The organism is Caballeronia grimmiae (genome assembly GCF_022879615.1).
Taxonomy (GTDB): Bacteria; Pseudomonadota; Gammaproteobacteria; order Burkholderiales; family Burkholderiaceae; genus Caballeronia; species Caballeronia grimmiae.
The window spans coordinates 149,417-174,966 of sequence record NZ_CP084276.1; the positions used below are offsets into that span (position 1 = coordinate 149,417).

General features: G+C 60.8%; 22 protein-coding genes and 4 pseudogenes. 13 read left to right on the forward strand and 13 right to left on the reverse strand.

Going from position 1 to position 25,550, the window contains the following annotated elements; genetic code table 11:
- Window positions 1-42 precede the first annotated feature (42 nt).
- The 5 genes from LDZ21_RS29195 to LDZ21_RS29215 all read right to left on the reverse strand — a co-directional run bounded on the left by LDZ21_RS29195 (window position 43) and on the right by LDZ21_RS29215 (window position 6,210).
- Entirely contained in the window at window positions 43-2,310 is a 2,268-nt protein-coding gene (locus LDZ21_RS29195; RefSeq protein WP_244797961.1) for a xanthine dehydrogenase family protein molybdopterin-binding subunit, read from the reverse strand.
- Window positions 2,307-3,335: an FAD binding domain-containing protein gene (locus tag LDZ21_RS29200; protein ID WP_244797962.1), complete on the reverse strand. Its 1,029-nt coding sequence runs from the start codon at window positions 3,333-3,335 to the stop codon at window positions 2,307-2,309. The genes LDZ21_RS29195 and LDZ21_RS29200 overlap by 4 nt, the downstream gene beginning before the upstream one ends.
- Window positions 3,335-3,814, reverse strand: coding sequence for a (2Fe-2S)-binding protein (locus LDZ21_RS29205; protein WP_244797963.1), 480 nt, complete (start codon window positions 3,812-3,814; stop codon window positions 3,335-3,337). The genes LDZ21_RS29200 and LDZ21_RS29205 overlap by 1 nt, the downstream gene beginning before the upstream one ends.
- A 127-nt stretch (window positions 3,815-3,941) precedes the next feature.
- Entirely contained in the window at window positions 3,942-5,150 is a 1,209-nt protein-coding gene (locus LDZ21_RS29210) for a zinc-dependent alcohol dehydrogenase (RefSeq protein WP_244797964.1), read from the reverse strand.
- Window positions 5,151-6,039: 889 nt separating this feature from the next.
- On the reverse strand, window positions 6,040-6,210 hold the full coding sequence (locus LDZ21_RS29215; protein ID WP_244797965.1) for a zinc ribbon-containing protein: 171 nt from the start codon (window positions 6,208-6,210) through the stop codon (window positions 6,040-6,042).
- Between the two features lie 401 nt (window positions 6,211-6,611).
- Here LDZ21_RS29215 and LDZ21_RS31490 point away from each other — a divergent pair, with 401 nt between their 5' ends.
- From LDZ21_RS31490 to LDZ21_RS29230, 4 genes and pseudogenes are all read left to right on the forward strand, one after another.
- Window positions 6,612-6,761, forward strand: coding sequence for a DUF6496 domain-containing protein (locus LDZ21_RS31490; RefSeq protein ID WP_425306869.1), 150 nt, complete (start codon window positions 6,612-6,614; stop codon window positions 6,759-6,761).
- Between the two features lie 100 nt (window positions 6,762-6,861).
- A pseudogene (locus tag LDZ21_RS29220) lies at window positions 6,862-7,836 on the forward strand (IS5 family transposase).
- A 281-nt stretch (window positions 7,837-8,117) separates the two neighbouring features.
- Window positions 8,118-9,437 carry a histidine kinase dimerization/phosphoacceptor domain -containing protein gene (locus LDZ21_RS29225; protein WP_244797966.1) on the forward strand — a complete coding sequence of 440 codons (1,320 nt, stop codon included), beginning with the start codon at window positions 8,118-8,120 and terminating at the stop codon, window positions 9,435-9,437.
- Between the two features lie 59 nt (window positions 9,438-9,496).
- On the forward strand, window positions 9,497-10,849 hold the full coding sequence (locus LDZ21_RS29230; protein WP_244797967.1) for a cation:proton antiporter domain-containing protein: 1,353 nt from the start codon (window positions 9,497-9,499) through the stop codon (window positions 10,847-10,849).
- A gap of 571 nt (window positions 10,850-11,420) precedes the next feature.
- Here the strand turns inward: LDZ21_RS29230 and LDZ21_RS29240 are convergent.
- Window positions 11,421-12,353 carry a tyrosine-type recombinase/integrase gene (locus tag LDZ21_RS29240; protein ID WP_244797969.1) on the reverse strand — a complete coding sequence of 311 codons (933 nt, stop codon included), beginning with the start codon at window positions 12,351-12,353 and terminating at the stop codon, window positions 11,421-11,423.
- Window positions 12,354-12,400: 47 nt separating this feature from the next.
- Entirely contained in the window at window positions 12,401-13,120 is a 720-nt protein-coding gene (locus LDZ21_RS29245; protein ID WP_342346308.1) for a nucleoside 2-deoxyribosyltransferase, read from the reverse strand.
- A 300-nt stretch (window positions 13,121-13,420) separates the two neighbouring features.
- Between LDZ21_RS29245 and LDZ21_RS29250 the strand changes: the two genes are divergently transcribed.
- From LDZ21_RS29250 to LDZ21_RS29270, 5 genes and pseudogenes are all read left to right on the forward strand, one after another.
- Entirely contained in the window at window positions 13,421-14,221 is an 801-nt protein-coding gene (locus tag LDZ21_RS29250; RefSeq protein ID WP_244797970.1) for a Tar ligand binding domain-containing protein, read from the forward strand.
- A gap of 75 nt (window positions 14,222-14,296) precedes the next feature.
- Entirely contained in the window at window positions 14,297-15,625 is a 1,329-nt protein-coding gene (locus tag LDZ21_RS29255; protein WP_244794283.1) for an IS4 family transposase, read from the forward strand.
- 5 nt (window positions 15,626-15,630) lie between these two features.
- A pseudogene (locus LDZ21_RS29260) lies at window positions 15,631-16,566 on the forward strand (methyl-accepting chemotaxis protein); the annotation flags it as partial.
- Window positions 16,567-16,726: 160 nt separating this feature from the next.
- Window positions 16,727-18,286, forward strand: coding sequence for a GGDEF domain-containing protein (locus tag LDZ21_RS29265; RefSeq protein ID WP_244797971.1), 1,560 nt, complete (start codon window positions 16,727-16,729; stop codon window positions 18,284-18,286).
- On the forward strand, window positions 18,283-18,756 hold the full coding sequence (locus LDZ21_RS29270) for a hypothetical protein (RefSeq protein WP_244797972.1): 474 nt from the start codon (window positions 18,283-18,285) through the stop codon (window positions 18,754-18,756). Before LDZ21_RS29265 ends, LDZ21_RS29270 begins: the two co-directional genes overlap by 4 nt.
- On the opposite strand, the gene LDZ21_RS29275 is transcribed toward LDZ21_RS29270, so the two are convergent.
- Window positions 18,731-19,548 (reverse strand): IS5 family transposase gene (locus LDZ21_RS29275; protein WP_244797973.1). Its coding sequence is split into 2 segments (ribosomal slippage): window positions 18,731-19,200 and window positions 19,200-19,548, totalling 819 coding nucleotides; the frame shifts between segments, so codons are not numbered across the junction. The genes LDZ21_RS29270 and LDZ21_RS29275 overlap by 26 nt on opposite strands.
- Window positions 19,549-20,275: 727 nt before the next feature.
- On the opposite strand from LDZ21_RS29275, the gene LDZ21_RS31250 reads away from it, so the two are divergent.
- The 4 genes and pseudogenes from LDZ21_RS31250 to flgM form a co-directional block, all read left to right on the forward strand.
- Complete coding sequence (locus tag LDZ21_RS31250; RefSeq protein ID WP_280519457.1) at window positions 20,276-21,979, forward strand: methyl-accepting chemotaxis protein; 1,704 nt, start codon at window positions 20,276-20,278, stop codon at window positions 21,977-21,979.
- 268 nt (window positions 21,980-22,247) lie between these two features.
- Window positions 22,248-22,415, forward strand: coding sequence for a hypothetical protein (locus LDZ21_RS29295; protein WP_244797974.1), 168 nt, complete (start codon window positions 22,248-22,250; stop codon window positions 22,413-22,415).
- 118 nt (window positions 22,416-22,533) lie between these two features.
- Window positions 22,534-22,725 (forward strand): annotated as a pseudogene (locus tag LDZ21_RS29300) (two-component system response regulator); the annotation flags it as partial.
- A 239-nt stretch (window positions 22,726-22,964) separates the two neighbouring features.
- Window positions 22,965-23,204 (forward strand): annotated as a pseudogene (flgM, locus tag LDZ21_RS29305) (flagellar biosynthesis anti-sigma factor FlgM); the annotation flags it as partial.
- Between the two features lie 128 nt (window positions 23,205-23,332).
- Here the strand turns inward: flgM and LDZ21_RS29310 are convergent.
- The 5 genes from LDZ21_RS29310 to LDZ21_RS29330 form a co-directional block, all read right to left on the reverse strand.
- Window positions 23,333-23,635, reverse strand: a complete 303-nt coding sequence (locus LDZ21_RS29310) for a hypothetical protein (RefSeq protein WP_244797975.1) — start codon at window positions 23,633-23,635, stop codon at window positions 23,333-23,335.
- Window positions 23,636-23,740: 105 nt separating this feature from the next.
- Complete coding sequence (locus LDZ21_RS29315) at window positions 23,741-24,244, reverse strand: hypothetical protein (RefSeq protein ID WP_244797976.1); 504 nt, start codon at window positions 24,242-24,244, stop codon at window positions 23,741-23,743.
- Window positions 24,245-24,264: 20 nt separating this feature from the next.
- Window positions 24,265-24,486 (reverse strand): DUF3717 domain-containing protein, encoded by a 222-nt coding sequence (locus LDZ21_RS29320; protein ID WP_244797977.1) that lies wholly within the window; start codon window positions 24,484-24,486, stop codon window positions 24,265-24,267.
- 135 nt (window positions 24,487-24,621) lie between these two features.
- Entirely contained in the window at window positions 24,622-25,119 is a 498-nt protein-coding gene (locus LDZ21_RS29325; protein WP_244797978.1) for a hypothetical protein, read from the reverse strand.
- Window positions 25,120-25,133: 14 nt separating this feature from the next.
- Window positions 25,134-25,433 (reverse strand): hypothetical protein, encoded by a 300-nt coding sequence (locus LDZ21_RS29330; RefSeq protein WP_244797979.1) that lies wholly within the window; start codon window positions 25,431-25,433, stop codon window positions 25,134-25,136.
- Between the last annotated feature and the right edge of the window lie 117 nt (window positions 25,434-25,550).

The window sequence follows — 25,550 nt, forward strand, 5'->3', positions numbered from 1 at the left end:
GTAACGGTTTTAAGCACTCCCCTCGCTTTCCATTTGCTCCTACTACACAAGATCGTCGATGCGAATGGGCAACTCGCGCACGCGCCGTCCTGTCGCGTGATAAACAGCATTGCTAATTGCCGCATTCATCCCGACGATGCCGATCTCGCCCAGCCCCTTGACGCCGAGCGGGTTCACCTGCGCATCGGCGTCGGGTAGCATGATGACATCAACTTGATCGACATCCGCGTTGGTCGGAATGAGGTACTCGCTGATGTTGTCGTTCACGTACCGCGCATGACGCACGTCAATCTCCGTCTCTTCGAGCAGCGCCGCGCCAACGCCCCAGATCATGCCGGCCATGTACTGGCTATGCGCCGTCAGCGGATTGACGATCGTCCCCGATGCGAACGCTCCGACCATGCGCGGGACACGGATTTCCCGCGTGAGCCGATGCACTCTCACTTCGACGAAGTGCGCACCGAATGCATAGGCCGTCGCATCCTCGCGCTGGTGTCCGCGCACTATCGGCAGCTTGCCGGCGCGTAGCTTGTCCATCGCCTCCGGCGCGAGTCCTTGCGGAATATGCTCCGCTTCCGCGCTCACGGTGTCTCCGCCCGTGCGCACCACCGCATCGCGCAGCGGTTCCCATACGTCGTTCGCGGCGAGGCGGCCCGATGCCAGCTTCATCGCTTGCGGATCGCGGCCCATCAGCGGGCCGGTCAACGCCGCCGCGCACGCAAGCCTGTCGCGCAGCGCGTCGCAGGCGCACGCGACCGCATGCGTGATCGTCGCAGTGTGGCTGGACCCGGCCGCGAGCGACGCGGGCGGATAGTCCGTGTCGCCCACCCTCACGTCCACATGCGACGGCTCGATTCCGAGGCACTGCGCCGCTGTCAGCGCGATGACCGTGTACGCGCCGGTGCCGATGTCGTGCGCGGCGATGTCGACACGCGCTCGTCCGTCGGCGCGCAGGGTTACGCGAGCGGCGCTGGCCGCGATGTTCGACGGATACGCCGCGCTTGCGCAGCCCCAGCCGATGAGCCAGTCGCCTTCGGTCATCGACCCCGGTTGCGGATTGCGCGCGGCCCAGCCGAAGCGTTGCGCCCCTGCATCGAGGCACGCGACGAGCCGCCGGCTCGTGAAGGGCTTACCCGTCACGGGGTCGACCGCGGTATCGTTGCGGCGGCGGAGTTCGACCGGGTCGATCGACAACTGCACGGCCAGTTCGTCGAACGCGGTTTCCAGCGCGAACATGTAAGGCGTTTCGGGCGGCGCACGCATGAAGCCCGGGGTGTTCCGGTCGGCATGCACCACGTTCACGACCGTTTCGATATTCGGGCACGCATACATGCGCGCCGTGGTTTCCGTCCCCGATACGTTATACATGCTCGGGCGGCTCGTCAGCTCCCAACCTTCGTGCCTGAGCGCGACGAGCTTGCCGTCGCGCGTGGCGCCAAGCTGGATGTGATGGCGCGTTTCCGCGCGATACGTCGCGACGGTGTAGCTTTGATCGCGCGTGGCGACGAGTTTCACCGGACGGCCCACGCGCCGCGCGGCGATCGCGATCCACGCGGTGCGGGCGGTCGCATTGCCCTTGCCGCCGAAAGCGCCGCCGACAAAGCGCGAAATCACATGCACCTTCTCGCGCTCGATCCCCAACTGCTGAGCGACGTTGCCGCGCAATCCATACACGAACTGGCTCGGTTCCCAGGTGGTGAGCGTGCCGTCGCGCCAGGCGCACGTCGTGGTGTAAAGCTCGATCGGATTGTGATGTTGGGTCGGGGTTGCATAGATCGCCTCGACGCGGCAATCCGCGGCTGCGAAGGCCGCGTCGAAATCGCCGACGCGGTAGTCCTCGTGCTCGCCCGGCTCGCGCCTTTCGCCCTCCGCGCCAACACTGCCGAACGTGGCTGAAGGCGGTTCTTCGTCGTATTCGATGCGCGTGCGCTGCGCGGCTTCTCGCGCGATCTCATAGCTCGTCGCGACGATTACGCCGATGATCTGCCCGTCGTGCCAGACCCGGTCGCTTTCGAGCGTGGTCGTCGTGGCGCCGCCCGCCTGCTGCTCGGGCGGCTTGGCCTCAGATCCGACGTTCTCATGCGTCAGCACGTCCAGCACGCCGTCGATCGCAAACGCATCCTCGGCATGTATTCGCCGCACGCGCCCGCGCGCGATCGAACTGGTGAGCAGGAACGCATGCACCGCATCCTGCACCGGTTCATCGGATGCGTAACAGGCGCGGCCCGTGAATTTTGCCTCGCCGTCTATGCGCACATGAGGCACGCCAAACGCGGGCTGATGCTTGGCGAGTCGGTCGATGTCGCTCATGCAACCTCCAGCGCGGCGGCTTCCAGGAGCGCGCGGACCAGCGTGCGCCGCCCGAGCTCCGGCTTGAACGCGGTTTCGCCGCTGACGACCGCGCCGGCGAATGCTGCGTCGGCGGCTTCGCGCGCACTGCGTTCATCGATGAGCTTGCCGGCAAGCGACGCTTCGGCCTCGCGCGCGCGCCACGGCTTCGCGGCGAGCCCGCCGATTCCGATGCGCGCGGCCCGCACGACGCCTTGCGCGTCGAGATCGAGCGCCACCGCCGCCGACGCGAGCGCGAAGTCATACGACGCGCGGTCACGGATCTTGAGATAAAGCGAACGCCGCGTCCACGCGCCGGCGGGCACATGGAAAGCGACGATGAGTTCGCCGGGACGCAGGTTCGTCTCACGGTGCGGCGTGTCGCCCGGCAGCCGATGCAGCGTCTCAAACGGAATGTTGCGAATTTCGCCCGCTGTACTGCGCACCGCGACTTCCGCGCCGAGAGCAACCAGCGCGATCGCGAAATCGCCCGGATAGTTGGCGATGCAGTGTTCACTGGCGCCGAGCACGGCCAGCCGGCGATTGACGCCGTCGCGCGCCGCGCAGCCGCTTCCCGGCGTGCGTTTGTTGCAGGCGCGCCAGCTCGTGTCGCGGAAGTACAGGCAGCGCGTGCGTTGCAGCACGTTGCCGCCGAGCGTCGCCATGTTGCGAAGTTGCGGGCTGGCCGCCATCCAAAGCGATTGCGAGATGACCGCGTAGTCGCGGCACACGGCGGCGTGCCGCGCGGCATCGGCCATATGCGCAAACGCGCCGAGCGTCAGGCCGCCTTCGCTTGCTTCGATCGCGCAGTGGCCGGCGGCAAGCGGCCCGATATCGATGAGCCGCTCGGGTGTCATTACGTCGAGCTTCATCAGGTCGAGCAGATTGGTCCCGCCCGCGAGAAATTGCACCGGCGAACCGACCGTGAGTTCGGCCTGTTCATCGAACGGCCCGCAGCGGGATACGTCGTCGGGTTCGTTGGCGGTCGCAAGCTGGAATGGCCGCATCAGTCGCGCTCCGGCTGCGCGGCGTGAGCCGTATCGCGCACCTGCTCGATCGCCGCGACGATCTTCGGATAAGCTGCGCATCGGCACAAGTTACCGCTCATGTACTCGCGAATGTCGTCGCGCGAGTTCGCATGCCCTTCGTCGATACACGCGATCGCGCTAAGGATTTGCCCCGGTGTGCAATAGCCGCATTGCAGCGCGTCACAGGCGACGAACGCCTCCTGCATCGAATGAAGCGAAGATCCATCGGCGAGCCCTTCAATGGTCGTCACCGCGCCGCGCGTCGTCGCGGCGAGCGTGAGGCACGACAGCACGCGTCGTCCGTCGACGAGTACGGTGCACGCGCCGCATTGCCCTTGATCGCAACCCTTCTTGGCGCCCGTGAGCCCCAGATGGTCACGCAGCGCATCGAGGAGTGTCACGCGCGTGTCGAGATCGACAACGTGCACCGTACCGTTAATACGCAAATCGACATTCATTGCGGCTCCTGTCGCGGTCACTGGATGACTGTTCCACCGTTCGCGCAATCGTCATGTCCCGCACGCTAGCGCGTATCGCGGATGCGGCGAACGCACCGCGCTGGCTCGCCGGATTCACTCCCGGCTTTCACGCGAGCGGCTCGAGCGCTACCTTGATCCACCCCGGCTGCCGCTGATCGAAAGCCTTATACGCGTCGATGACATGCATCAGCGGTTCGCGCGTGGTCAGCACGCGCAGCGGATCGAACGAGCCGTTGCGCACCGATTCGATCAGGCGCGGCGTCACCGCGCGATGGTTGCAATTGCCCATTTTGATGGTCAGGTTCTTGTTCATGGCCTGCCCGGTCGGGAAGAAGCGGTCGGTCGGCGGATACACCCCGATCACGCCGAGCGTGCCCGCTTTGGCGAGCGCCGAGACAGCCCAGTCGAGCGCTTGCGTCGGCGCATCGCCGGGAATCCAGTGCCCGTCCAAGGGGTTGCGCGCAGGCGTGACGGTCTGGCTTTCCTGCTCCGCCTGCTGCCTCTCTTCCGGCGATACGGCCGGCCCGCGCTGCGCATGGACGGCATCGACGCCGACGGCATCGATGGCACGGTCCACGCCGACGCCCGCGGTCAAGGCCATGATTGCCTCTACCGGATCTTCGTTGTCGAAGCTAACCGCTTCCGCCCCTTGCGCGCACGCCATCGCGAGCCGGTCGTCGAGCCGATCCACGACGATCACGCGCCCCGCGCCGAGCATGAAGGCGCTCGCCACTGCGAACTGCCCCACCGGACCCGCGCCGAACACGGCCACAGTATCGCCCGGCGTAATCTCCGCGAGTTGCGCGCCAAAGAAGCCAGTCGGGAAGATATCGGACAGCAGGATCGCCCGATCATCGTCGAGCACCTCGGGCAGCTTCATCAAGCTTGCGTGCGCAAGCGGAACCCGGGCGTACTGCGCTTGTAGTCCGTTGATGGGCCCGGTGGTTTTCGGGCCGCCGAAGAACGATGTGCCCGCCGCCGCGCCGTTCGGATTCGCGTTGTCGCATTGTGCCGTGTATCCGGTCCGGCAATAGGAGCACGCGCCGCACGAAATCGTCGACGGGATCAGCACACGGTCGCCACGTCGGAAATTCCGCACTCCTTTTCCCACTTCCTCGATGATGCCGACGCCCTCATGCCCGAGGATGGTGCCGGGCACCATGCCGGGAAACGTGCCGCGCACCATGTGCAGGTCCGTACCGCAGATCGCGCTCGCCGTCAGGCGGACAATAGCGTCCTGGCCATGTTGCATGACCGGGTCCGGCACGTTGTCGAGTGAGATCTTGCCTATGTCGTGAAACACCACAGCTTTCATCGAGCGCTCCTGGGACGGGTTAGGCTGCTTTAAGCAATGGATGCGCCTACCTTCCGGCCCGTTTCCCCACTCGGCCAAGGCACGTATTGGGATACGCGCTGTATGCATCCCACGTCGCGGCTAATCGGCGCACCGTCAAGAAGAAAGCGGTACGGATACCATATAGCGAATTTAGTAATCACTCCGCCGGTCGCACCCTGCGGAAGCTGGCGAGTTGTTCGTCGCCGTCACTCGTCAAATGGCCGTTCCTTCGGCCGCGAATCGTGATCAGAGGTCGTCCAGACAACGAAGCAGCGGCTGATCTTTCTGACGGCATTCCATTCGCTGAACCTAAACTGTTGGGCGCAGTACCGCATCGGAGCGGACCGAACCTTCAACTAATATCGAACAGGAAGCCCCCTATGTCGCATCCAACTACCCCGGTAGCGCCCGCGCCGACTCAGTCTCAGCCGAACTCGGATGTGCCTGACCTCGGAACGCCGGAGACAAAGCCCGATCAGCCGCAGCCACCGGAAGAATCCGGGGTGCTGTGATCGAGGGCCAAGAAGCGACGAGAAAAGACCCGGAAATTGCGTCGTACGGGCAATCTGACGGAATCGAAGCCAGCAAGGTGCTGTCGGCGGGGCACCGAATGATCGCAACCACGACCGTTGTACGCTCGGTTCAGCCGAAGGCGAGGCGCACCGTCGAAGGTCAATCAATTCCAGAAACGAGGGAAGCACCCGGCAGTTGGACCGCCCTACTGGTACCCCTTGTCAATGATAGGCAGCCCGGTGGAGCGCCCACTGCAATTTGGATGCGCATCGGCCCCGTTTCGCCACACTCCAGATCGCTGCATAGAAGGGTGCGTGCGCGCGATACCGCGCATATTTGCCAGACCTGCGTGGTCTCAGCTACTCGATTTGTTACCAGGCTCACGCACCCGCGTCGAGTAGGTGTCGTTGCCGCACTTCGGGCACTTCGGGATCTTGTGGCCTTCGGTGACGTGCGTCGAATGGTGACATTTTTCGCAACGAAAGTCGCCAGTCTTTTGCGCTTTCTCGCCTGCCTGTGCTGACATAGCCGTCTCCAATATGTGAACTTATGAGGCTCTGCACGACCCCCATTCAATGCGCAGCAACCAGCATTCCGACGGGGCGTCGACGACACTTGCGACCGCTCGGAACAGGCCCTAGACCGTGTACGAGCATCCGGGCGTATGAGACAAGGACTCACGTTTAGGGACAACGGCTTCACAACAAGACTTCGTCCGTTCGACAAGACATCGCCGCGGGATCGCGGACAGACAGCAATGGGCTCCTCACCGGTACAGCATTGCTTTATACCTGTGACCACCATCGCTAGCGACCTCGCCATCGCGGATGCTGCGGAGCGAAGACCGATATCCCGACGTTGGGAAACCGAAAACGAACCGAAACAGCTGATGGCTTTCTGTCGCCAGCAGCACAAAGGGGCCAGCTTATGCCGCTAAAGAAAGGAACCTCGCGCGACACTGTTTCGAAGAATATAAAGACAGAAATGAAACATGGGAAGCCGCAGAAACAAGCGGTGTCCATCGCGCTCAACGAGGCTCGCAAGTCCGGCAAAAGAATACCCAAGAAGGGCAAGTAGGGCCTAAAAGCCCAAGCAAGTCTAAGGCTCCGCTGATTAAGTCCACCGCAGAGCGACTTTGAACGTTATAGATCGGAGTCTATAGAGAAGGCAGAAGCAGATGAAACAGCAAACGCTGGCGATGGCCGCCGATCAAGGCGCCGGTTTCGAGACCCACCGCAAACGCACACGGCGCGATGAGTTTCTCGATACGATGAACACGATTATGCCGTGGGCCGAGTTGTGCGCGGTGGTCGAGCCGCATTAGCCGAAGCGCGGCAATGGCCGTCCGCCGATTGGTCTGGAGCGCATGATGCGTATCCATTTCATCCAGCACTGGTTCAACCTCGCCGATTTCGCCTGCGAAGAGGCGCTTTACGATAGCACTAGCCTGCGTCGCTTTGCGGGGATCGATCTGGGCTGTGAAGCCGTCCCTGACGCCACCACGTTGCTGAAGTTTCGTCGTCTTCTCGAAACCCACAAACTGGGCGAGCAGTTGTTTGCCGAAGTCGGCCGGGTGCTTCAGGCGAGCGGCATGAAGCTCAAGAGCGGCACGATCGTGGATGCCACCATCATCGGGGCGCCGAGTTCGACCAAGAATGAGCAGCAGGCACGTGATCCCGAGATGCATCAGACCAGGAAGGGTCGCCAATGGTACTTCGGTGCGAAGTTGCACATCGGGGTGGACAGCCAAAGCGGGCTGGTGCACAGCGCGATGCTCACCGCGGCCAATGTGCATGACAAGCATCCGCTGCCACATCTGCTGCATGGCGAGGAGCGGCGCGTCTACGGCGACAGCGCCTACGCCAGCCAGAAGGAACTGATTCGAAGCAAAGCGCCCAAGGCGCGCGACTTCACGAATCAGCGCACCCGCCGCGCGGGTGTCGTTGATGAGGTGCAGCGCGGCAAAAACCGCAACAAGTCGAAGATTCGCGCGCGGGTCGAACATGTGTTCGCCGTAGTCAAGCGCCTGTGGGGTTTTACCAAGGTGCGCTACCGGGGCTTGGCGAAGAATGCGAACCGTGCGTTTGTGGCGCTCGCGCTCGCCAACGTTTACCTGTCGCGTAAGCGATTGATGGGAGCAGTCCGCCTGTAAAGGGCGAGAAGCGGGCAAACCGCCCGCACCTGAGGCCCTCAAGGGCCAAAGGTCGCAACACAAGCGCTTGTTTGTGTTCCATCAATCGTCAATCGACGCGAGCCCGCGAATTCAGTGTCTTGTTCAGCATTGCCCTAACTAGACGCGCCTCTTCCGGCCGAAGTTCTTGTCGCCGTCACGCCGCACAAGAGAATCAGGCGGACCCGCGCGCGCGAGGCCGCGAGCGACCGGACGCACTGCACCCGTCCGCTACGACGGATCCTAGCCGGCTCACGTCAGGATTGCCGGATCGTCTGTGCCAATTCAATCTCTTGACGCCTTCGGCGAAAACCAGCGGCCTGCCGATTGCTTTCATCTGGCCTGTCGCCGACGCACAGGCTTTACGTATGATATCGCGCTCACTGAAGGCCACTCTTGCTGCCTCTATCAATGCGCTCACGTTTTCGCCAGACGAAACGGTCCCGCTTGTTGACGTCATGCGTCACCGGCAGACATTTGCGCAAATGATTGACGCCTGGCACAGCGATACGGATGCGTCGATCGAGGCAATCCTCGCTGCGGCAGCCCGGTGCGCCGCGCTCGGCTGCAACGCCCCAATGGCAAAGGTCCTTGAAGTACGGCGCTCCGACAATGTTCTTGTTGTTAAAGCGCAGTTCGGCCTGAGTGAAGAGGCGCTTGGCCGGTCAGCAGGAAAGGTGGACCCGGTCAACCCAGCGGGGGAAGCGCTAGCCAACGCCGAGCCTGTGATCGAGCCCGACGTTCGTCGACGACCGCAAGAAAAGCTGCCGCAGATCCTTCTTGACTACGGCGTCGTGACGTCAGTGAGCTTACCGTTGATCAACCACATTGGGCCCTACGGCATTCTCGAGGTGGATTATCGTGAACCAACTGAATTCGGTGCGTTCGAATTGTCGTTCCTTGCATCCGTCGCCGGCGCGCTCGCCGAAAGCATCGAGAAGTACCACGCGCGATCATCGCTAGCGGCCGATCGTGACGCCAAGGTGGACTTATTGCGGGAACAGCAGCACCGTATTCGCAATAACTTCCAGCTCATCGTCGCTATGCTTCAACGCAATGCCAGGCAAGCGGAAGATCCCCAGGTCCGCAGCAGCTTCAGGGACGTCGAGCGCCGGGTCTTTGCAATGGCGTCGCTCTACGATCATCTCCTCGGTCTCGGTCAACACGGCGAACAGATAGACCTTGGCCGGTACCTTGGTTCCATGGCCGACAGCTTCCACGAGTTTTACGGACTGCGGGAAAACCGAATCACGCTGCAGGTAGACCTCGAGTCTGGCGTCCTGTTGTCGCCCGACATCTGCACCACCATCGGGACGGTGGTGAACGAACTTGTCGCAAACGCCGTTGAACATGCCTTTGGTGGGGAACGGGGGCGAATCAAGATAAGTTTGAGGCAGCAGCCCCAACTTGCGATCTGCGTGGTAGACGACGGCAAAGGGTTCGACGCAAGCGCATCGGAGAACGTAGGGTTACAGACAATTCGGCGGATAGCTATGAGCATCGGTGCAAAATTGGAGCACCGTTCGGAAACCGGCCACGGCACAGTATGCGAGCTGACACTTCCTGGGCACGCTTCCAACTGAGAGTCCTATCACTGACTTCAACACTATCCCTATGATGGGCAATCGTCGAACGCGCCGATATGTTCAACGTGAGCAATTCGAAGAAGACCTGGCTTACGGAGCGGATGTTGACCATTGAAGCCATTTGGTTTTTGATAGTCGGGGCCTTGATGGTCGTCATGGCTATCGGTCGGAAGATCGTCGAGCGGTTGCCGATGACCGGCGCGATGATCTATCTCGTCGTCGGATTCTTGCTTGGTCCAGCATTCGTCGGATTGCTGAGAATCGACATCGAGCGCGACGTTGTGCTATTGCGCACGCTCACCGAGGCAGGCCTTGTCGTTTCGCTGTTCGCGATCGGGATGTATCTTCGCGTTGAGCTTTCGAATCCGCTCTGGAGATTGACATTGCGGCTGGCCGGTCCTGCCATGCTCATCACCATCGCCGTTATGTTCTTCGCGGGGCATTGGGGTCTGGGACTTGCCGCAGGACCTGCCTTGCTGTTGGCATCTGCATTAGCGCCGACCGACCCTGTCCTCGCCAACGAACTGCGCGTTGAAGAGGCCGGCGACGATGAGCCTCTGCGCTTCGCCTTGTCATCCGAGGGCGGGCTTAACGACGGAGCAGCGTCGCCGATGGTCTATATCGCGCTAGCGCTTTGCGGCGTCGGAAGCCTCGGCAGCAGCAATCCGTGGACGTTCTCACTTGCGATCCTATGGGGATTAACAAGCGCCGTCGTCATCGGATGGGCGTTGGGCACAGGCATCGTCGTGCTCGTGACTTGGCTGCGCACGCGTTACGACCATGCGCTCGGCTTGGAGGGCTTTCTTGCACTCGGCCTCGTTGCTTTGGCGTACGGGGCGACGCTCATTGTTGACGGCTACGCCTTTATCGCAGTGTTCGTCGCAGGCGTTGCGCTGCGGCGCCGGGAGATGAAGGCGACCGGTGAGAAGCCGCCGAGCGAGGCGCTCGAGTCGGTGGAACGCGGCAATCGAGATGAGGCTGCAAAAGACCCCGAATTGGCTCACGCCTACATTGCGGAAAAGATGATGGGCTTTTCTGTGGAGATCGAGCGATTCATTGAGCTTGGGCTGATGGTTGTTATCGGTAGCGTCGTGTCCGCGCATTGGCGCGAATTGCTGCACTGGTCCGCGGTCTGGCCCGTTTTGTTCTTGTTCATCGTCGCCCGTCCGGTGGGCAGCAGTCTGTCGCTGCTCGGCTCATCGATGGACTGTCATCAGCGGGTGTTATCGGCATGGCTCGGGTTGCGCGGTGTCGGCGCTTTTTACTACCTGTTGTATTCCTGGGAAAGGGCTGGAGGCAGCACCGTCGCTGCAATTGCGCCGATCATCCTTTCAGCTATCGTCCTATCGGTTCTCCTCCACGGAACGACGGCCACGGTGCTGCTTGATCGTTATATGCGCCGAAAGTAGAGAACCCGAGGTTGCGGAATGTGCCTTGCCTTTCACCGATGGAGTAACCCGAGGATGACATGGGTGGACGACACAGTCTCGGGGAACGAGTGCAGACATCGGGCACCTACAAAGTTTCACTACACGGCGATGCCAGGTCAGGCTTCGAAGTCAGATGCGTCGAAGGCGAACATTTTCCGCCGACCCCCGGTGGGGCCAGCGCCCACTACAAGCTGCTGTACTTGGCCGCGGGCTCGAAAGAGGAAAGCAAACTCGGCACCGATCGTAATTGATATCGTCGAAACCGCTGGAAGCGCGCAATCTGAGGAGCCGGATTTTCACCAGAATTGGCTCGAGATCGGCCACACTCTGCTGCGCAAGGCGAGCCAAACCCTTCGGTTCACCGGCCCGCGAGCGCCCAGACGGGCAGACGACTCTTGCGCCACTATTTTTTATCCGAATTGCGCGTGAGTTCGGCAACGACCGGTTATGACCGCACTGCAGCCCGTTGACCGTTCCTTGTTTCAGCATTCCGAGTGACTCAAAGTGGCCGGTTGCGGAAACGCAGCGGTCGTGAAGGAGTTAGAACGATTTATAATTCAGCCGCCGGAATCTCGCCGACGTCAATAGTTTGGCGCAGGCGGGTAGCGGTGCGATGGCTGGAAAGACCCATAAGGCTGCTGACCTGCTCATTCGTTTTGCCGCTGACGATATGCCGACGCCCGAACGTGTTTCTGAGCAGTCGGGGACTTTCGTCGGCCGCAGACAATCCCGCGCGTCGAAGCGCTGCCCGCACACATTTGAGCATGGTGTCCGGCTGCATCGGTTTGCCCCCTGCGGTGGCGATAAACAACCACTGCGTCGCGCATTGCATGCTTCGTCGCGTCCTGTGGTACTTGCGCAAAGCGTCGACCGCGAACGCATCAATCGGCACGCGCCGCGCGATACGAGGCCCGTGCTTCTCAACGAAAACGGTAGAGCGCTCGACGACCACGTCGAGGTCGTCGACTCGCAACTGCCGGAGTTCCGCAGCCGTGATGCCCGATGCAAGAAACAGCGCCACGATCGCTGTGTTCCGGAGTTCCTTGAACGCCGCGCCTTCCATGACAACACAAACCGCTTGGAGCCGTGCGTCGTCTTCCGATGACAGATAGATCGGCGCTGGTTCGTCTTCCGGCCAGGTCTCATTGGCAAGCATCTGCGCTGCCGGATTGTCGGCGCGCAGATCGAGGTTCACGAGGTGACGCGTGAATCGGTCAATCAGCTTGAGATAGCGCAGGCGCGTCGTTGTGCCGGGCGTGCAGTCTTGTGCGAGATCAGTGAAGAAGCCGTCGAGATGGTCTGCTCCGTAGCTGGCCACGGTCGCACGGTGAGCGACGAGATAGTCGTTGAAGCGCGAGAACATCGAGCGGTGCTGGACGATAGACTGATCGGCGAACGCACGGCGATCAGCGCCGGTCGCTTCCTCGCGTTGCCATACTGCGTAGGCGTCTTCTGGTGCAATAAGCCAAATGTCGTCAGGCATAGTTATCGATATACTGAAAGTCGCTCTCCACAAACCATACAGCGAAGCTACCGCTTCGCCAACACCAAGCCACCAACGACGGGGGCGCCTCCAGCGATCTCTCTTCGGATAGCGTCGATGCAAGCTGCAGGTCCGCCGATGACGATGCGTGCGGAACACGCCAGCATCAGATTGACGCTCAGGCCGAAGTCCTCAATGAGATAGCCGCGCGCACAAAAAGCGCCGTTGTTTTCGGTCGCCGCTGCCTCAACTCGCTCCGCCAACGGCGCTTCACTGGATCGATATGCCCAGACGGGCTTTCCAAGCGCCACAGCAAAGCCGACTTCGAAAGCAGTGCCGCTGTCCGGCTCGCCCGCGCCCCGAAAGTCGTCGAGGTTCGCCATCACGATGTCGGCCGACTTGATCAATTGGACGTTCGCTGCATAGATGTAGCGCGCAGCATCCTGCGGTGTGAGAGAAGAGGGGACATTGCCGTCGAGCGGATAGAGTCCAACGAAGCCGCGATCGCGGCAGAGCTGCTTGAGGTGCTCGCCGTGTTCTTTCGCGTTACCGCGGAAGACATCGAAGCCCGCAAGGTAGATGCGTGGCTCGCTCGCCGCGCGCTCAATCGGCAGCGGAGATGGGTCGATCCTTCCTTCCCGGACCCGGCGTTTGATCCGGTTTAGCTGCTTCTTCACAGCCAAGGCGCTCTTGCCGAGACTGTTTGCTATCTGGTCGACCGGTACGCCCTGATCGAGCAACTCCATCACTGCGCGCTGCGACTTCATCGGATTTCTTTTGGGCATCGGTTTGTTGCTTCGGCTGCAGGGCTGTTGCGAGGTGTATGAGCTTACCAACAACGTCGTCGAGTCAAGTGAATGAGCATGCTCAACACTATTCGCGACACGCCAGAGGCTGCAGCACGGTCATCGTTACCGGTCCCGGTCGTTTGGGCAGCCACTGATATTTTTAGTGAAGCCGGTGGCGTTCGTTGCCGATAGACAATGACCCCTTCTATTTGAGAAGCGGCAGGCACCCGCGACTGCGCGATCGTATTGCCTTCCTGTTGAGCGCAAGAACCAAGAACAATGAAGAACCTCACAATTCGGGCGCGGCTTGCGCTCACCATGGCTTTCCTCGGTGGTCTGCTGGCGCTCTCTGTCGGTTTCGGGTTGTACGGCATCAGTGCGACGTATTCATCGGCCAAAGACATCTCTGACAATTCCCTGCCGGCGGTCAACGCCCTTGGCATCTCCAACAACTACATTGCTCGCGCGCGGCTTGCGCTCGATCGCTATGCGATAAACCCGGCGGACAAAGACGCTGGCGGGCTGATCGCACGAGCCAATAAATTCATGCGCCAATCAGACGAGTGGTACAGCAAGTATGACTCTCTGCCGCGCGCAGCCGATGAGGACCAACTGGCAAAGCGCGTTGCCGAGTCTCGCGCCGAGATGCGACAGGCAATCAACAGGTTCGGCGCTGCAATAGAAGCGGGTGACAAGGAGGCGATCGGCCGCATCGCGTTCCACGATATGCCGACGTCGTACACGCGGTGTATTGAAGCCTTCCAGAAACTGCAAGATTTCCAAATTGCAGATGCGAAGCGTCAGACGGACGAGAGCGACGCCCGCGTCTCGACGCTTCGCATCCTTGGCGTATTTGCACTGCTCGTAGGTATCGCTGCCGCAGCGCTTGGGTGGTTCGTCCTGCGCCGGGCCATCATGACGCCACTTGGCCAGGCGCTGAAGCACTTCGAGCACATCTCGGACGGCGACCTCACGCACGAGGTGTCAATAAAGACGCGCGACGAAATGGGGCAATTGCTCCTTGGCGTCGCCGCCATGAAAGAAAAATTGGCCGCAACGGTGGTAATGCCGTTCAGTTAAGCGACTGAACGGCATTTTATTTTGGTGCGGGAAGTAGTTGTAAACGTTGCGCCGAGCTGTTAACTTTTCGGGGCGATGCTTGCCAACCACCTCACCTTCGTAATCGAAGCTCAAGAGCCGACCGATCTGCGACGGTTGGCTGAGCATCTGCCCTACGAGTGGGTCACGCGCGCGGTCCAGGCAACGGGCGCAGCGAGCATCCGGCGCCGTCGTCTGCCGGCTGAGCAGGTGGTGTGGCTGGTGATCGCGCTGGCGATGTACCGGCACTGGTCAATCAGCGAAGTACTCGACAGTCTCGATCTGGCCTTGCCCAACGAGGCCGCGCCGTTTGTGAGCAAGAGCGCCGTGGTGCAGGCCCGCCAACGCGTGGGCGAGGCGCCGATGGCGTGGCTGTTCGAGCAGACGGCACGGGCGTGGACGACTCAGGACGCGGCTCACCATGCGTTCAAGGGATTAAGTCTTTGGGCGATGGACGGCACCACGTTGCGCGTACCCGACAGTGCGGCCAACCGTGAGCACTTTGGCGCGCAAGGTTATGCCAGCGGCAAGGTGGCCAGTTATCCGCAGGTGCGCGCCGTGACGCTCACCGCCATTCCGACGCATCTGGTCGCCGATATCAATTTCGGTCGCTACGACACCAACGAAATGATGTACGCCAAAAGCCTGCTGCCGCAGATTCCGCAAGACTCGCTGACGGTGTTCGACAAGGGCTTTTTGGCTGCAGAAATCCTATGTGGGCTGACGATGAACGCCCCCAATCGTCACTTCCTGATTCCAGCCAAAGCGAATACCTGCTGGGAAGTGGTCTCGGGTACCGCTGACGATGCGACGGTGCGCATGCGCGTCTCGCCGCAGGCGCGCAAGAAATGTCCGGCTTTGCCCGAATTCTGGAATGCGCGCGCGATCCGAACGATCGATGCGCGTGGACGCGAACGCGTGCTGTTGACTTCGCTCGGCGATCGTCGACGTTTCAAACCCGCCGATATCGTTGCCTGCTATGAGCGCCGCTGGCAGATCGAGACCAGTTACGGCGAGCTCAAGCAATCGATGCTGGGTTCTGAGTTGACCTTGCGCAGCCGCACCGTCGAAGGCGTGTATCAGGAGATATGGGGTGCGCTGATCGCCTACAATCTGATTCGCCGTGAGATCGCCAGCGCCGCATGGGAGGCGAAACTCGCACCGACCGACATCAGCTTCGTGCGCGCCCTCCATACCATCCAGCACGAACTCATGTGGGCCGCCCTTACGCCGGCCTATGCAAAGTTGCCCGCATGCCTTCGGCGCCTGCGCGAACGGCTCAAGTCCCTTCCAAATGAAAAACGACCCGGGCGCACATGCGACCGAGTCGTCAAATCCCGCCCCTCACGTTACTCCGTCCGGTACCTTAGAAAGAACCTTAACTGAACGGCATTACCGCAACGGTGGGGACTGTTCGAATGAGCAGCGAGGCCATCGCGAGCGCGAGCAAACAGATTGCCGCTGGCAACACCGACCTGTCCTCGCGCACCGAACAGCAAGCCGCTTCCCTGCAAGAAACCGCCGCGAGCATGGAAGAGCTGACCTCCACGGTCAAACAGAATTCTGATAACGCCAAACAAGCAAGCAGCCTGGCGGACAACGCGAACGTCGTCGCCAACGAGGGCAGTGCCATCGTCGGTCAGGTGGTCGAGACGATGGCCGGCATCGAGCAAAGTTCAACGAAGATCGCCGAGATCATCGGCATTATCGAAGGCATCGCCTTCCAAACTAATATTTTGGCGCTCAACGCGGCAGTAGAAGCGGCGCGAGCTGGCGAACAGGGCCGTGGCTTTGCTGTCGTAGCAAGCGAGGTTCGTAGCCTCGCGCAACGCTCGTCGGCCGCTGCGAAGGAGATCAAGGATTTGATCGAAACCTCTGGCAGCCGGGTGCAGGCGGGCACCGAGCTTGTCGCGCGGGCTGGTGAAACCATGCAGCGCGTCGGCACGGCGATCCAGCGCGTCACCGACATCATGGGGGAGATCGCATCGGCTTCGCATGAACAGGGCCGCGGTATTGAGCAAGTCAACCAGGCGATTTCGCAGATGGACGAGGTCACGCAGCAGAACGCCGCATTGGTCGAGGAGGCCACTGCTGCTGCAGGATCGATGCAGGATCAGGCACAACAGTTGACGGCTGCAGTGGCGGTGTTTCGCACTGGCGCTACAGGGCAATCAGTCACGCCTTCGCCGATGCGCGGCAACGGGACCGCGGTGAAGCCCACGCTCACCCGTCCCCCAGTGCGCGCGACGACGCGCCCGAGCAAGCCATCGAACGTAGTCGCAGAACCGGCTACCGCGTCCGCAGACGGCGACTGGTCGACGTTCTGAGTCATGAAGTGTCTTTCTGCGTCTGACAAACCGGCGCGCGAATGCGGACCCCGACGAGCGGAGCGGGGCAACAACGCTTAAGAAAGAGCTGGTGGTGCCGTAAAACTAGCGGTTTGCTGGCGCGTCTGCCCGCTGTTCGATCTTCTATAAAGTGCCGCTGATGCGACGTTTCGACCCCCATTTCCCGTCGCTTCCGCTAGGTCCCTTTGGCCGCTTGGTCGCTCGCAAGCCGATGCTGGCGGGAGCGACCGGAACGGCTATCAGCGCATGCGTGTTAATTTTCACGTTCATCGTGCTCGCGATGGGGCGGCAGCAGGAGCTGGACCGCGCTAAAGCAAACTCGTTGAACGTTGCCATTACCTTGAGCCATGAGATCGCTCGGAACGTTGAGCTTTATGACCTCTCGCTGCAAGCGGTGGCCGAAGGCGCGGCGGACAGCCGCGTGCAAGCGCTCCCCAAAGACCTGCGGCACAAAGTCCTGTTCGATCGTTCAACCGCGGCTCGGTATGTTAGCGGCGTGTATGTAGTCGATCGCGCCGGAAATATTACGGATGGTAGGGACGTTGGTGCCGTGCACGCTAACGTCGCCGATCGGGACTACTTCACGGCACAAATGGCTCGCGCGCAGGCGGGCCTGTTCATATCGCGTCCGTACCGGTCGCGAGCGCGTGATGGCGCTTGGTCTATCGCGCTTAGTCGCCGTATCACGCTATCCGATGGCAGTTTCGGCGGCATCGCCTCACTGGCCGTCAACACCGACTACTTTTACGCGATGACGCAAGCCCTGATCGTCGGGCCGAATGGCGCATCGTTCATCCTTCAGAAAGACGGAACCATCGTCGCTCGCAACCCCATACTTAAAGCGGGCGAACCAAACAGCGTGGCGCATTCTCCTACATTCGGGCGGATGCTCGCGAATGAGCAGGGTTTCTACATTGCGCGCTCGGCTGTGGATGGTCTGATGCGGTTGTACTCGTTCGCACATGTACCCGGCACTAACTTGATCGCCGTTGTCGCGCCTTCCTATGACGATGTTCTACGCGACTGGCGCCACCGGTCCCACGTCATCGGCGCACTAGCGGTCCTCTTGAGCGCCGCGTTTGCGTATGTTGTCTGGGCGCTAGCTTTCGGCTTACGTTACCGGATCTCCTTACAAGCCCATGTGACTCACATTGCTCATACCGACGCGCTGACCCAACTGTTGAACAGAGGGGCGCTTGAAGAAGGGCTGGAACGCGCCTGGAACGACTGCGGAGCCCTCGGCGTTCCCATGTCGATGCTCTTCGTTGACGCTGACCGCTTCAAAGCCTACAACGACAATTTTGGCCACGCGGCCGGCGACGCCGCCCTGCGAATGATTGCCGACTGCTTGTCACGACAGACGAGGGCCGGTGTTGATATCGTCGCGAGATACGGCGGTGAGGAGTTCGTTATCGTGCTGCCCGGCGCTGGACTGTCGGACGCAGTCCGAGTCGGTGAGAGCATACGTGAGTGCGTGGAAACCACCTCGCGGGCCGGGGAGCGAAGCGGAGTTCATCCTTTAACAATCAGCGTTGGATGCAGCACGATAATGCCTAGTAGCTGCGTGACGACGGCTACCGGCTTACTCGCAGCCGATCGAGCCGTCTATGTCGCGAAACAGCGTGGTCGCAATCAGGTCAGCGTGGCGACTGCGGCGATGTATCAGTCGACGCCTGGATCAAGTTCCGAAACAAAATGATAGACGACAACACAACAATCTACGTTCAATTGCAGATCGACGTGTACGGCGGTTGCATTGAACTAATGAGCAGAGACGTCCCCGAGGCAGAGGCGCGTCGCATGTTCAGCAAGGTGGTGGCCGACCCTCGAGCGGTGAAAGAAGATATCTCAGCGTTGCTTGCGACGGAGACTCGCGGCGACACCTTGCTGTTGGGCTACTCGGCGCCCGGCCTTCGCGGTCGTCACGGCACGGTTGAATTCGCCCTTGAGCATGCAATTGATGCTGCCGAGAAGTATTTCGGCTTTCCGGCCGATGAACTACGCGCAGCGCTCCAACCCGCTAACGTCTCCGCGCTGATCGACGAGCGTGAACGCGGCATGGCGACTCTGCAAGACGAATTTCCCGAACTGGCCGAACTCTATGAGGCGTTCGTCGATGCCGTCGACGACTTAAAAGGCCAGTTCAAAAAGCGCGCTCCGTTCGGCTGAAGATGTTCCAGCAGACGAGTGCGCAGGCTAGCTTTAAGAAAGCTTCGTGAATGTCAGCGCGGCGTTCGAAGCGAGTGCGGAGGCGACGGAAACCATGGAGCCAAGAATGAGTCCGTTCCACGACCCAACGGAATTTGCCGAGGCCGCTGCCGTGTTCCGTGCGACGCCTGGCGATAACCGGTTGGATGCCGCGCTCGCGAAGCCGGCGGCGATGCGAGTCAGAATCGTAACCACGGTCGGCGTAGATGACCTTGGGCTTGCGAAGCGGTCGGCCGCGAGTGCCACGAATCGGCGGGATGGCGTCGACCAGCGGAAGCAGTTGGGTGACATCGTTGCGGTTTGCACCGGTCAGAATCGCGCTGACTGGAACGCCGTTGGCGTCTACGAGGATGTGGTGCTTGGAGCCTGGTCGCGCACGATCGGTGGGGTTTGGCCCAGTTTTTGGCCCGCCCCAACGGCTCGCACGGACGATGAATCGACAGCCGCATGTGAGAAGTCGAGCTGGCCCGACTCGCGCAGCTTGTCGAGCAGCAGCCCATGCAATCTGTCCCACACCCCGGCCTGCTGCCAGTCGTGCAACCGACGCCAGCAGGTCGCGCCAGAGCCGAATCCTAGCCGCGTCGGTAGATGGTTCCAACGGATACCTGTCTTCAGAACGAGCAGGATGCCATTCAATGCTGCACGGTCCGAGACCGGTAGGCGCCCGGGGTAACGCTTGCGTCGCGGTCTGGGCGCTGGAAGTAGTGGTTCGATCAGTGCCCACAGTTCGTCATCGATGATAGGTGCCGGCATTCCTTGATCCGTTGTTCAGGCATCCAAGGTTAACCGTTTCGAAGAAAAGTAAACAGCCCTTCCGAGCTCTTTTTGAACTGGCCTTTAAGGGACGCCCCACCGCATGAGGTGACGCAAGACATTGCGCTCACCCGTGGAGCGCTGCACTAAAGAGCTGCGTCACTAGCGTGAGGCAAGGCGCGCCCCCCGATCGCTCAGTCTCGTAGTCGCAACTAGTTCCTAGACAAACACATTCGCCTGACGCGTCCCCGGCAGCATCCGGTCGAACTCGCGCTTGGCGAGGCCGTAGCATTCGCACGAGCGCGCTTCGAGCGCCGCTCGGTCAAGCAGCGTGATGCATCCGCGCGTGTTGTGGAGAACCCCGCTCGCGAACCCGGCGCTTGATGCGCGCGACCTGCCTTCGGACCGCCAGCACGCTTTTGCCGTCATCGGCTGCAATTTGCTCGACCGAAAGTCTCCCGAGAGTTGGTTAAGAGGACTGCAATGGCCGGCCTCGACTGGAACGGTATTTAATACATATTGGTTCCGTTATGCGCGGCATTTACGGTAAAGGATACGCTTCCGCTGCCGATAGTGCGAAAGGAAGGTGACATGCAAACGTAATCAACAACTTCGGGCCACCCTCGGGGAAGTCAGTGCCACCGGCGACCGGCCGTTGCAGCAACCGCAACCGCATGCTTGCTGTGCCTTCCCAAACGAATACATATAACGGTCCCTCGGATACCTAATGAACCTGCACAAACTAAAGGTCGGCGCCCGGCTGACTGTCGGCTTCGGTGTCGTCGTCGCCTTGCTTTTCCTCATTGCGACAATCAACTTCCTCAGCATGCGTGCTCTCAACAACGAGATAACGCTGATCACCGATGATCGGATGGTCAAGGCAGCAGAGGTAAGCAAAGCTAAAGATTCGGCCAGTCAAACCGTCCTTCGGTTGCAACGCGCCGCGATCACCGGAAGGCCGGAGGACGTCGAGGCGATGCAAGCTGGTGTGCTCGAAGCTTCCAAAGCGACGTCGCAACGGCTCGAGAAGATCGACCGCATGATTACCTCTGCACGCGGGCGCGAGCTTTTCAACGCGCTCACCGAGGCTCGCGCTCGCAACACCGCAGCGCGTCAGGAAGCGGTCAAACTTCTGACCGCCGGACAGGTCGAGGAAGCACGTGCACAGATCGCCGGGGCCGTTGCCGCGGCCCAAGGCAAATACTTCACGGCGCTCGATGCGTTGGTCGCTTATCAGTTTGAACTCGCCGATGAGTCGGCCCGCACCGCGCACTCCGCGTATGACCGCGCGGTCGCGCTTTCCTTCGGCGCGACCATAGCAGCCGTGTTGGTTGCAATCGCGGCGATGCTTGTGATCACACGATCCGTGACGAAGCCATTGGGTGAGGCTCTTGCGGCAATGCAGGCGCTGGAGCAGGGCGATCTGACCCACCGCGTGCAGGTGGTAGGCCGCGATGAGCTCGCGACGTTGATGCTGGCAGTGCAAGCCGCGTTTGCAAAGCTGTCCGCTCTCGCGAACGGCATTAAAGAGTCGGTCGACGTCATCAGAACGGCATCGGGCGAGATTGCCGCGGGCAGCACGGACCTTTCCTCGCGCACGGAACAGCAGGCCGCCTCTTTGGAGGAGACTGCGGCGAGCATGGAAGAGCTGACCGCGACGGTTAAGCAAAATGCAGAGAATGCGAAGCAGGCCAGCGGTCTGGCGGACAACGCGAGTGCTGTTGCCAACGAGGGCAGCGCGATTGTCAGTCAGGTCGTCGAGACCATGACCGGCATTGAGCATAGTTCCGCCAAGATAGCGGAGATCATCGGCATGATCGAAGGCATCGCTTTCCAGACCAACATCCTGGCTCTGAATGCAGCCGTTGAAGCGGCTCGCGCGGGGGAACAGGGTCGCGGCTTCGCGGTCGTCGCAAGCGAGGTTCGCAGCCTGGCCCAGCGCTCGTCGACCGCGGCCAAAGAGATCAGAGAGCTCATCGAAATGTCCGGCGGGCGCGTGCAGGCGGGGACCGAACTGGTCGCGCGGGCAGGCGAGACGATGCAGCGCGTGGGCACCGCCATCCAGCGCGTCACTGACATCATGGGCGAGATTGCGTCCGCGTCCAACGAACAGAGCCGCGGCATCGAGCAAGTGAATCAAGCCATCTCGCAGATGGACGAAGTCACGCAGCAGAACGCGGCGCTTGTTGAAGAAGCAGCGGCGGCAGCCGGTTCGATGGAAGACCAAGCGAAGCAACTGACAGCAGCCGTCGGCGAGTTCCGGACCGGCCAGACGCTCGCCGTCCAGTCAACTTCTCACCGCGCGCCCCAGACGCCGCAACCTGCAGTCGCCACGAAGAGTGGGCCAGCGACGCGTGTAGTGAAGCCGTCTGTAGCGCCCAAGCAGGCAGCAGTTGTTGCGGCCGCTGACGGCGACTGGTCGACGTTCTGATCGCGGCAGGAGGCCCGGCCTTGACAGTCAACGCGTTGCCCTCTACAGCAGACAGAACGTCACCGGCGTTGGTCGCCGACAGCACGGACGGAAAGCGTTTAGTTCGCAAGCAGGTAAGCGATATGGTCATCCAATTGCACCAGCTTCGCCGGCGACTCGCAGGTATAGAAAGCGGTGCGTCTCTGGAAGCGATTGAATCCGTGGTGAAAGCTTGTCTCGAACTCGACGCGTTCCTTCGGTCGGATGTCCCGCGCTAGAGGACCAGGAAATGAAAACGCCTAATGACGAAAGCCCGTCCCTGCGCCGCGAGGCCTTTCGCTGCACCGGGCAGCAACTCGACGCTATCTTGCGATTCGCGGAGCAGCGGTGTTTCGAGGAGCGGCCGTTGCAATGGGTGGTCGCTCAATATCTTCTGTCGCCGGCGGGCCCGGCCTGACAGTCAGCCGCGTGGCGCGGCGGGCCGTATTAGACCGCGACCGCAACGCATTTTGGTGATGTGTCGTGCGTTGCTTGCAAGCGCAGTAGCCGCCTGAACGAAGTGCGCTTTTGCGCAAGTGACCGCCGAGAAAAGGCGCGAAAACGTGCTCACGGCGATTCAGGCTGGTGCTAGCGGCTATATCGTGAAGCCTTTTTCAGAAGCGGCACTGGCGGACAAGCTGGCTCAGATTGCGCCGCCTTCCGTAAGCGCCGCCGCAATCGATAAAGGTTCGTCCGTATTCGGCGCCATCTTCGAACGCACGACGTAACGCCACGGCTCACACTTTGTTTCAATTTTGTTGCAAATGCGCGGACGCCTTGTGATTCAAGGCTTTCGCGCGATCGCTACGGTCCTCAGGCAGCCGCGCAGCTGGCCGGATGGTAAAGATTTCAACGCAGGCACCGATAGAAGGCACATGCCAGCGAGAAACGACACCATGAAGATTCAAACCACAATCACCGCAGATACGTCGCGTGAACTTGCCGTTCGACGCACAACGAACGCCAGGCAGACTACGCCGCCAGCACCGCACAGCAAACCGAAGCCGTCGCGCCCGATAGCTCCGCAGTAACGCTTTCATCGACCTCTATGTTGCGCCCGTCGAGCGAAATGGATATCGATATTGACAAGGTCGCAGCAATCAAAGCCGCTCTGCGTGACGGTAGCCACAGCATCGATTCGGGCAGCATCGCCGACGGCATGCTCGGCACGGCGCGCGAGCTAATGCAACGCCAACCACGAGTCTGAAGAAGCGTCGCCGTCTGTCTGCCTAATTCAGGTGTCGACAGCTTTGCCAAGAATGGAGTTACCGAAGCATTGCGGAGCCACCGGACCCACGAGTGCGCGCAAGATAAGGACCGCTGACGCCGAGACGGTCACATACTAGAGAGCAGGACCTTCTCCGCTTCTGCAAGCAGCGCTCGTGCGTACTCCGAGGCAAATATATCGTCGCTGTGATCGGCGCGACCAAGAACTATGGGATTCACGAGCCGCGCCTCTTCAACGAACGCCGAACGGGCGGCCGCCGATACGAACATCACATCGGCGACGATTTTCTCCGCTATATCGTCGACTTCGCCGATTTTGACGCCTTCATCGGACACGATCGTCGCGGTCGCGTTGATGCCACGGCGGGTTTCTAGGAACACTATGGACGAGGGGTCGATACGAAAAGCCATCCAATTCCTCCATCGGTAGCGGCCGAGCAGGATACTCGGCTCACTACCTAGGGTACCGACGCGACAGTGTTGTCAAGACAGGGCTTGAACGCGCGTCTTGGATGTTCAGTGGGACGGAATTTTCCTGGCGGCGATCGCCTTCGAAAGTTCATCGGCAAGCGCCGCTTGCACCGACGCATGCTTTTCTCGCAGGACCTCGGCGTCACTCATAAGTTCGGGAAGGTCATTGACTAGAGACGCGATCTCCGCATCGCGTACGGCGGCCAACTCCGCCAGATTTTCAGGCCGCAATGCGCGCTCGAGGACGCCCGCGTCAATGCGGAAATGCTTACTGATCGCCTCGCACGCATGTACGAGCGCGAAAGACACTTGCTTTTCCTCGTCTAAGCCTTTGCTCTTAGGGCAAAAATAGCCCGCGTACAGAACGTCGCCGATTATTTCTGTTGCAACCCAGTCGGTGAGGTCTTCTTCGAACGCTCGCGTGTCGCTGCTGGCTGAAGCAAACATGCGCAACGCGTCCGCCTTTGATACCTCTCGCGAATAGATCTCGACGCGGCCACCTCCCGCCTGAGCGTCTACCCAGATCAGGGCTGTACTGTCGCTCGACATGTTTGCCCCTTTCGTCGGGATCAAAAGAGTTCCTTCTGGGCGAGCGCAAGACTTAGCGCTTCATTTTGGTCCGCCGTCAAGCTTCTCGCTTCGACGCGCTCTCGTTGATGATAGATCATCGTTCCGTACACGTCCGCCAGCACTCTTGCTCTCGGGCAGACAGCGAAGTCATCCGTCGCCGCCTGCCGCGATCGCCAATAGTTGATGGCGTTCTCAATATCAGTGATTGTGTACTCGTTCATCCTGCAGCTACCGTTGCTCGATCAAAAGCGGATGATAGTCCTCTTCGTCGGCTCTTGTCGGCGAGCCTCGACGATCGCATTGCATCCGTTGTGTTTAAAGCAGAGGCAACGGCTTTGGCGAGACGGTTGACCGGCCTAGTGCTTTACTTCGCCTTCCAACTCGAGGGCCAGTTCCGCCGCCAACGCAGCCTGCACGTTTCCGTGCTTTTCGCGGAGTGCTTCGGCACCGGCTAGAAGTTCCGGATGGTCCTTCAGGAACGAAGCCAGTTCGGCGTCCCTCGCGGCACTGAGCGCGGCCACGTTCGCGGGTTCTAGCGCGCGCTCCAACGTTTCGGCGTCGATGCCAAAATGCTCGCTGATGGCAGCGACCGCGTGCAACAGCGGGAACGCCACATCCTCGTGCGCGTCTTTGCCGCCCTCGACGAAGAAGTAGCCTGCGCAAAGCAGGTCGCCCTTGGCCTCGGCTGCGACACGCGAGGCAAGATCATCCTCAATTGCTCGCCTGTCCTTGCTGGCGGATTCGAACATCCGCAGCGCTTCTTCCTTCGTCGCTTCGCGCGAATAAATTTCAACGCGGCCAGTTTCGGGGCGTTCTAGCTGGACATAGATGGTTGCATCGTTAAAGCTGGACATACATTGCTCTCTAGTTAAAGAATCGTTTTGGACCGCGGCCGGTTTTGCAAGCGCGTCTTAATCGCTGCACCTGTCAGGTCCATATCGGCTCGCTTCGTCTGAATCGCGGCCCGCACCGCCTCATCGTTTTCAGTGGCCAGGATCTCGAGGTCGACGATACTGAACAGGCTTTCAAGCTCGGCGCGCATCTCGAACTCGCCGAACCGCTCGTACATCTTGACGAGCTGCCTTGCCTCGGCCGCGCGGACGTTCATCTCTTCCGCGAATTTTCCAAGGAACGTCGCCGCTTTGCGCTGCACGGCGACGTGAGACATCTGAGTGCCGCCTCTTGACTTAATAATCTCTTCGACCGCGCACCTCTTTATGTGGGCGAACATGCTCGCTCGCTCCATATATGCGGCCGTCGTTTCTTGGCTGTGTTGCGTCATTGA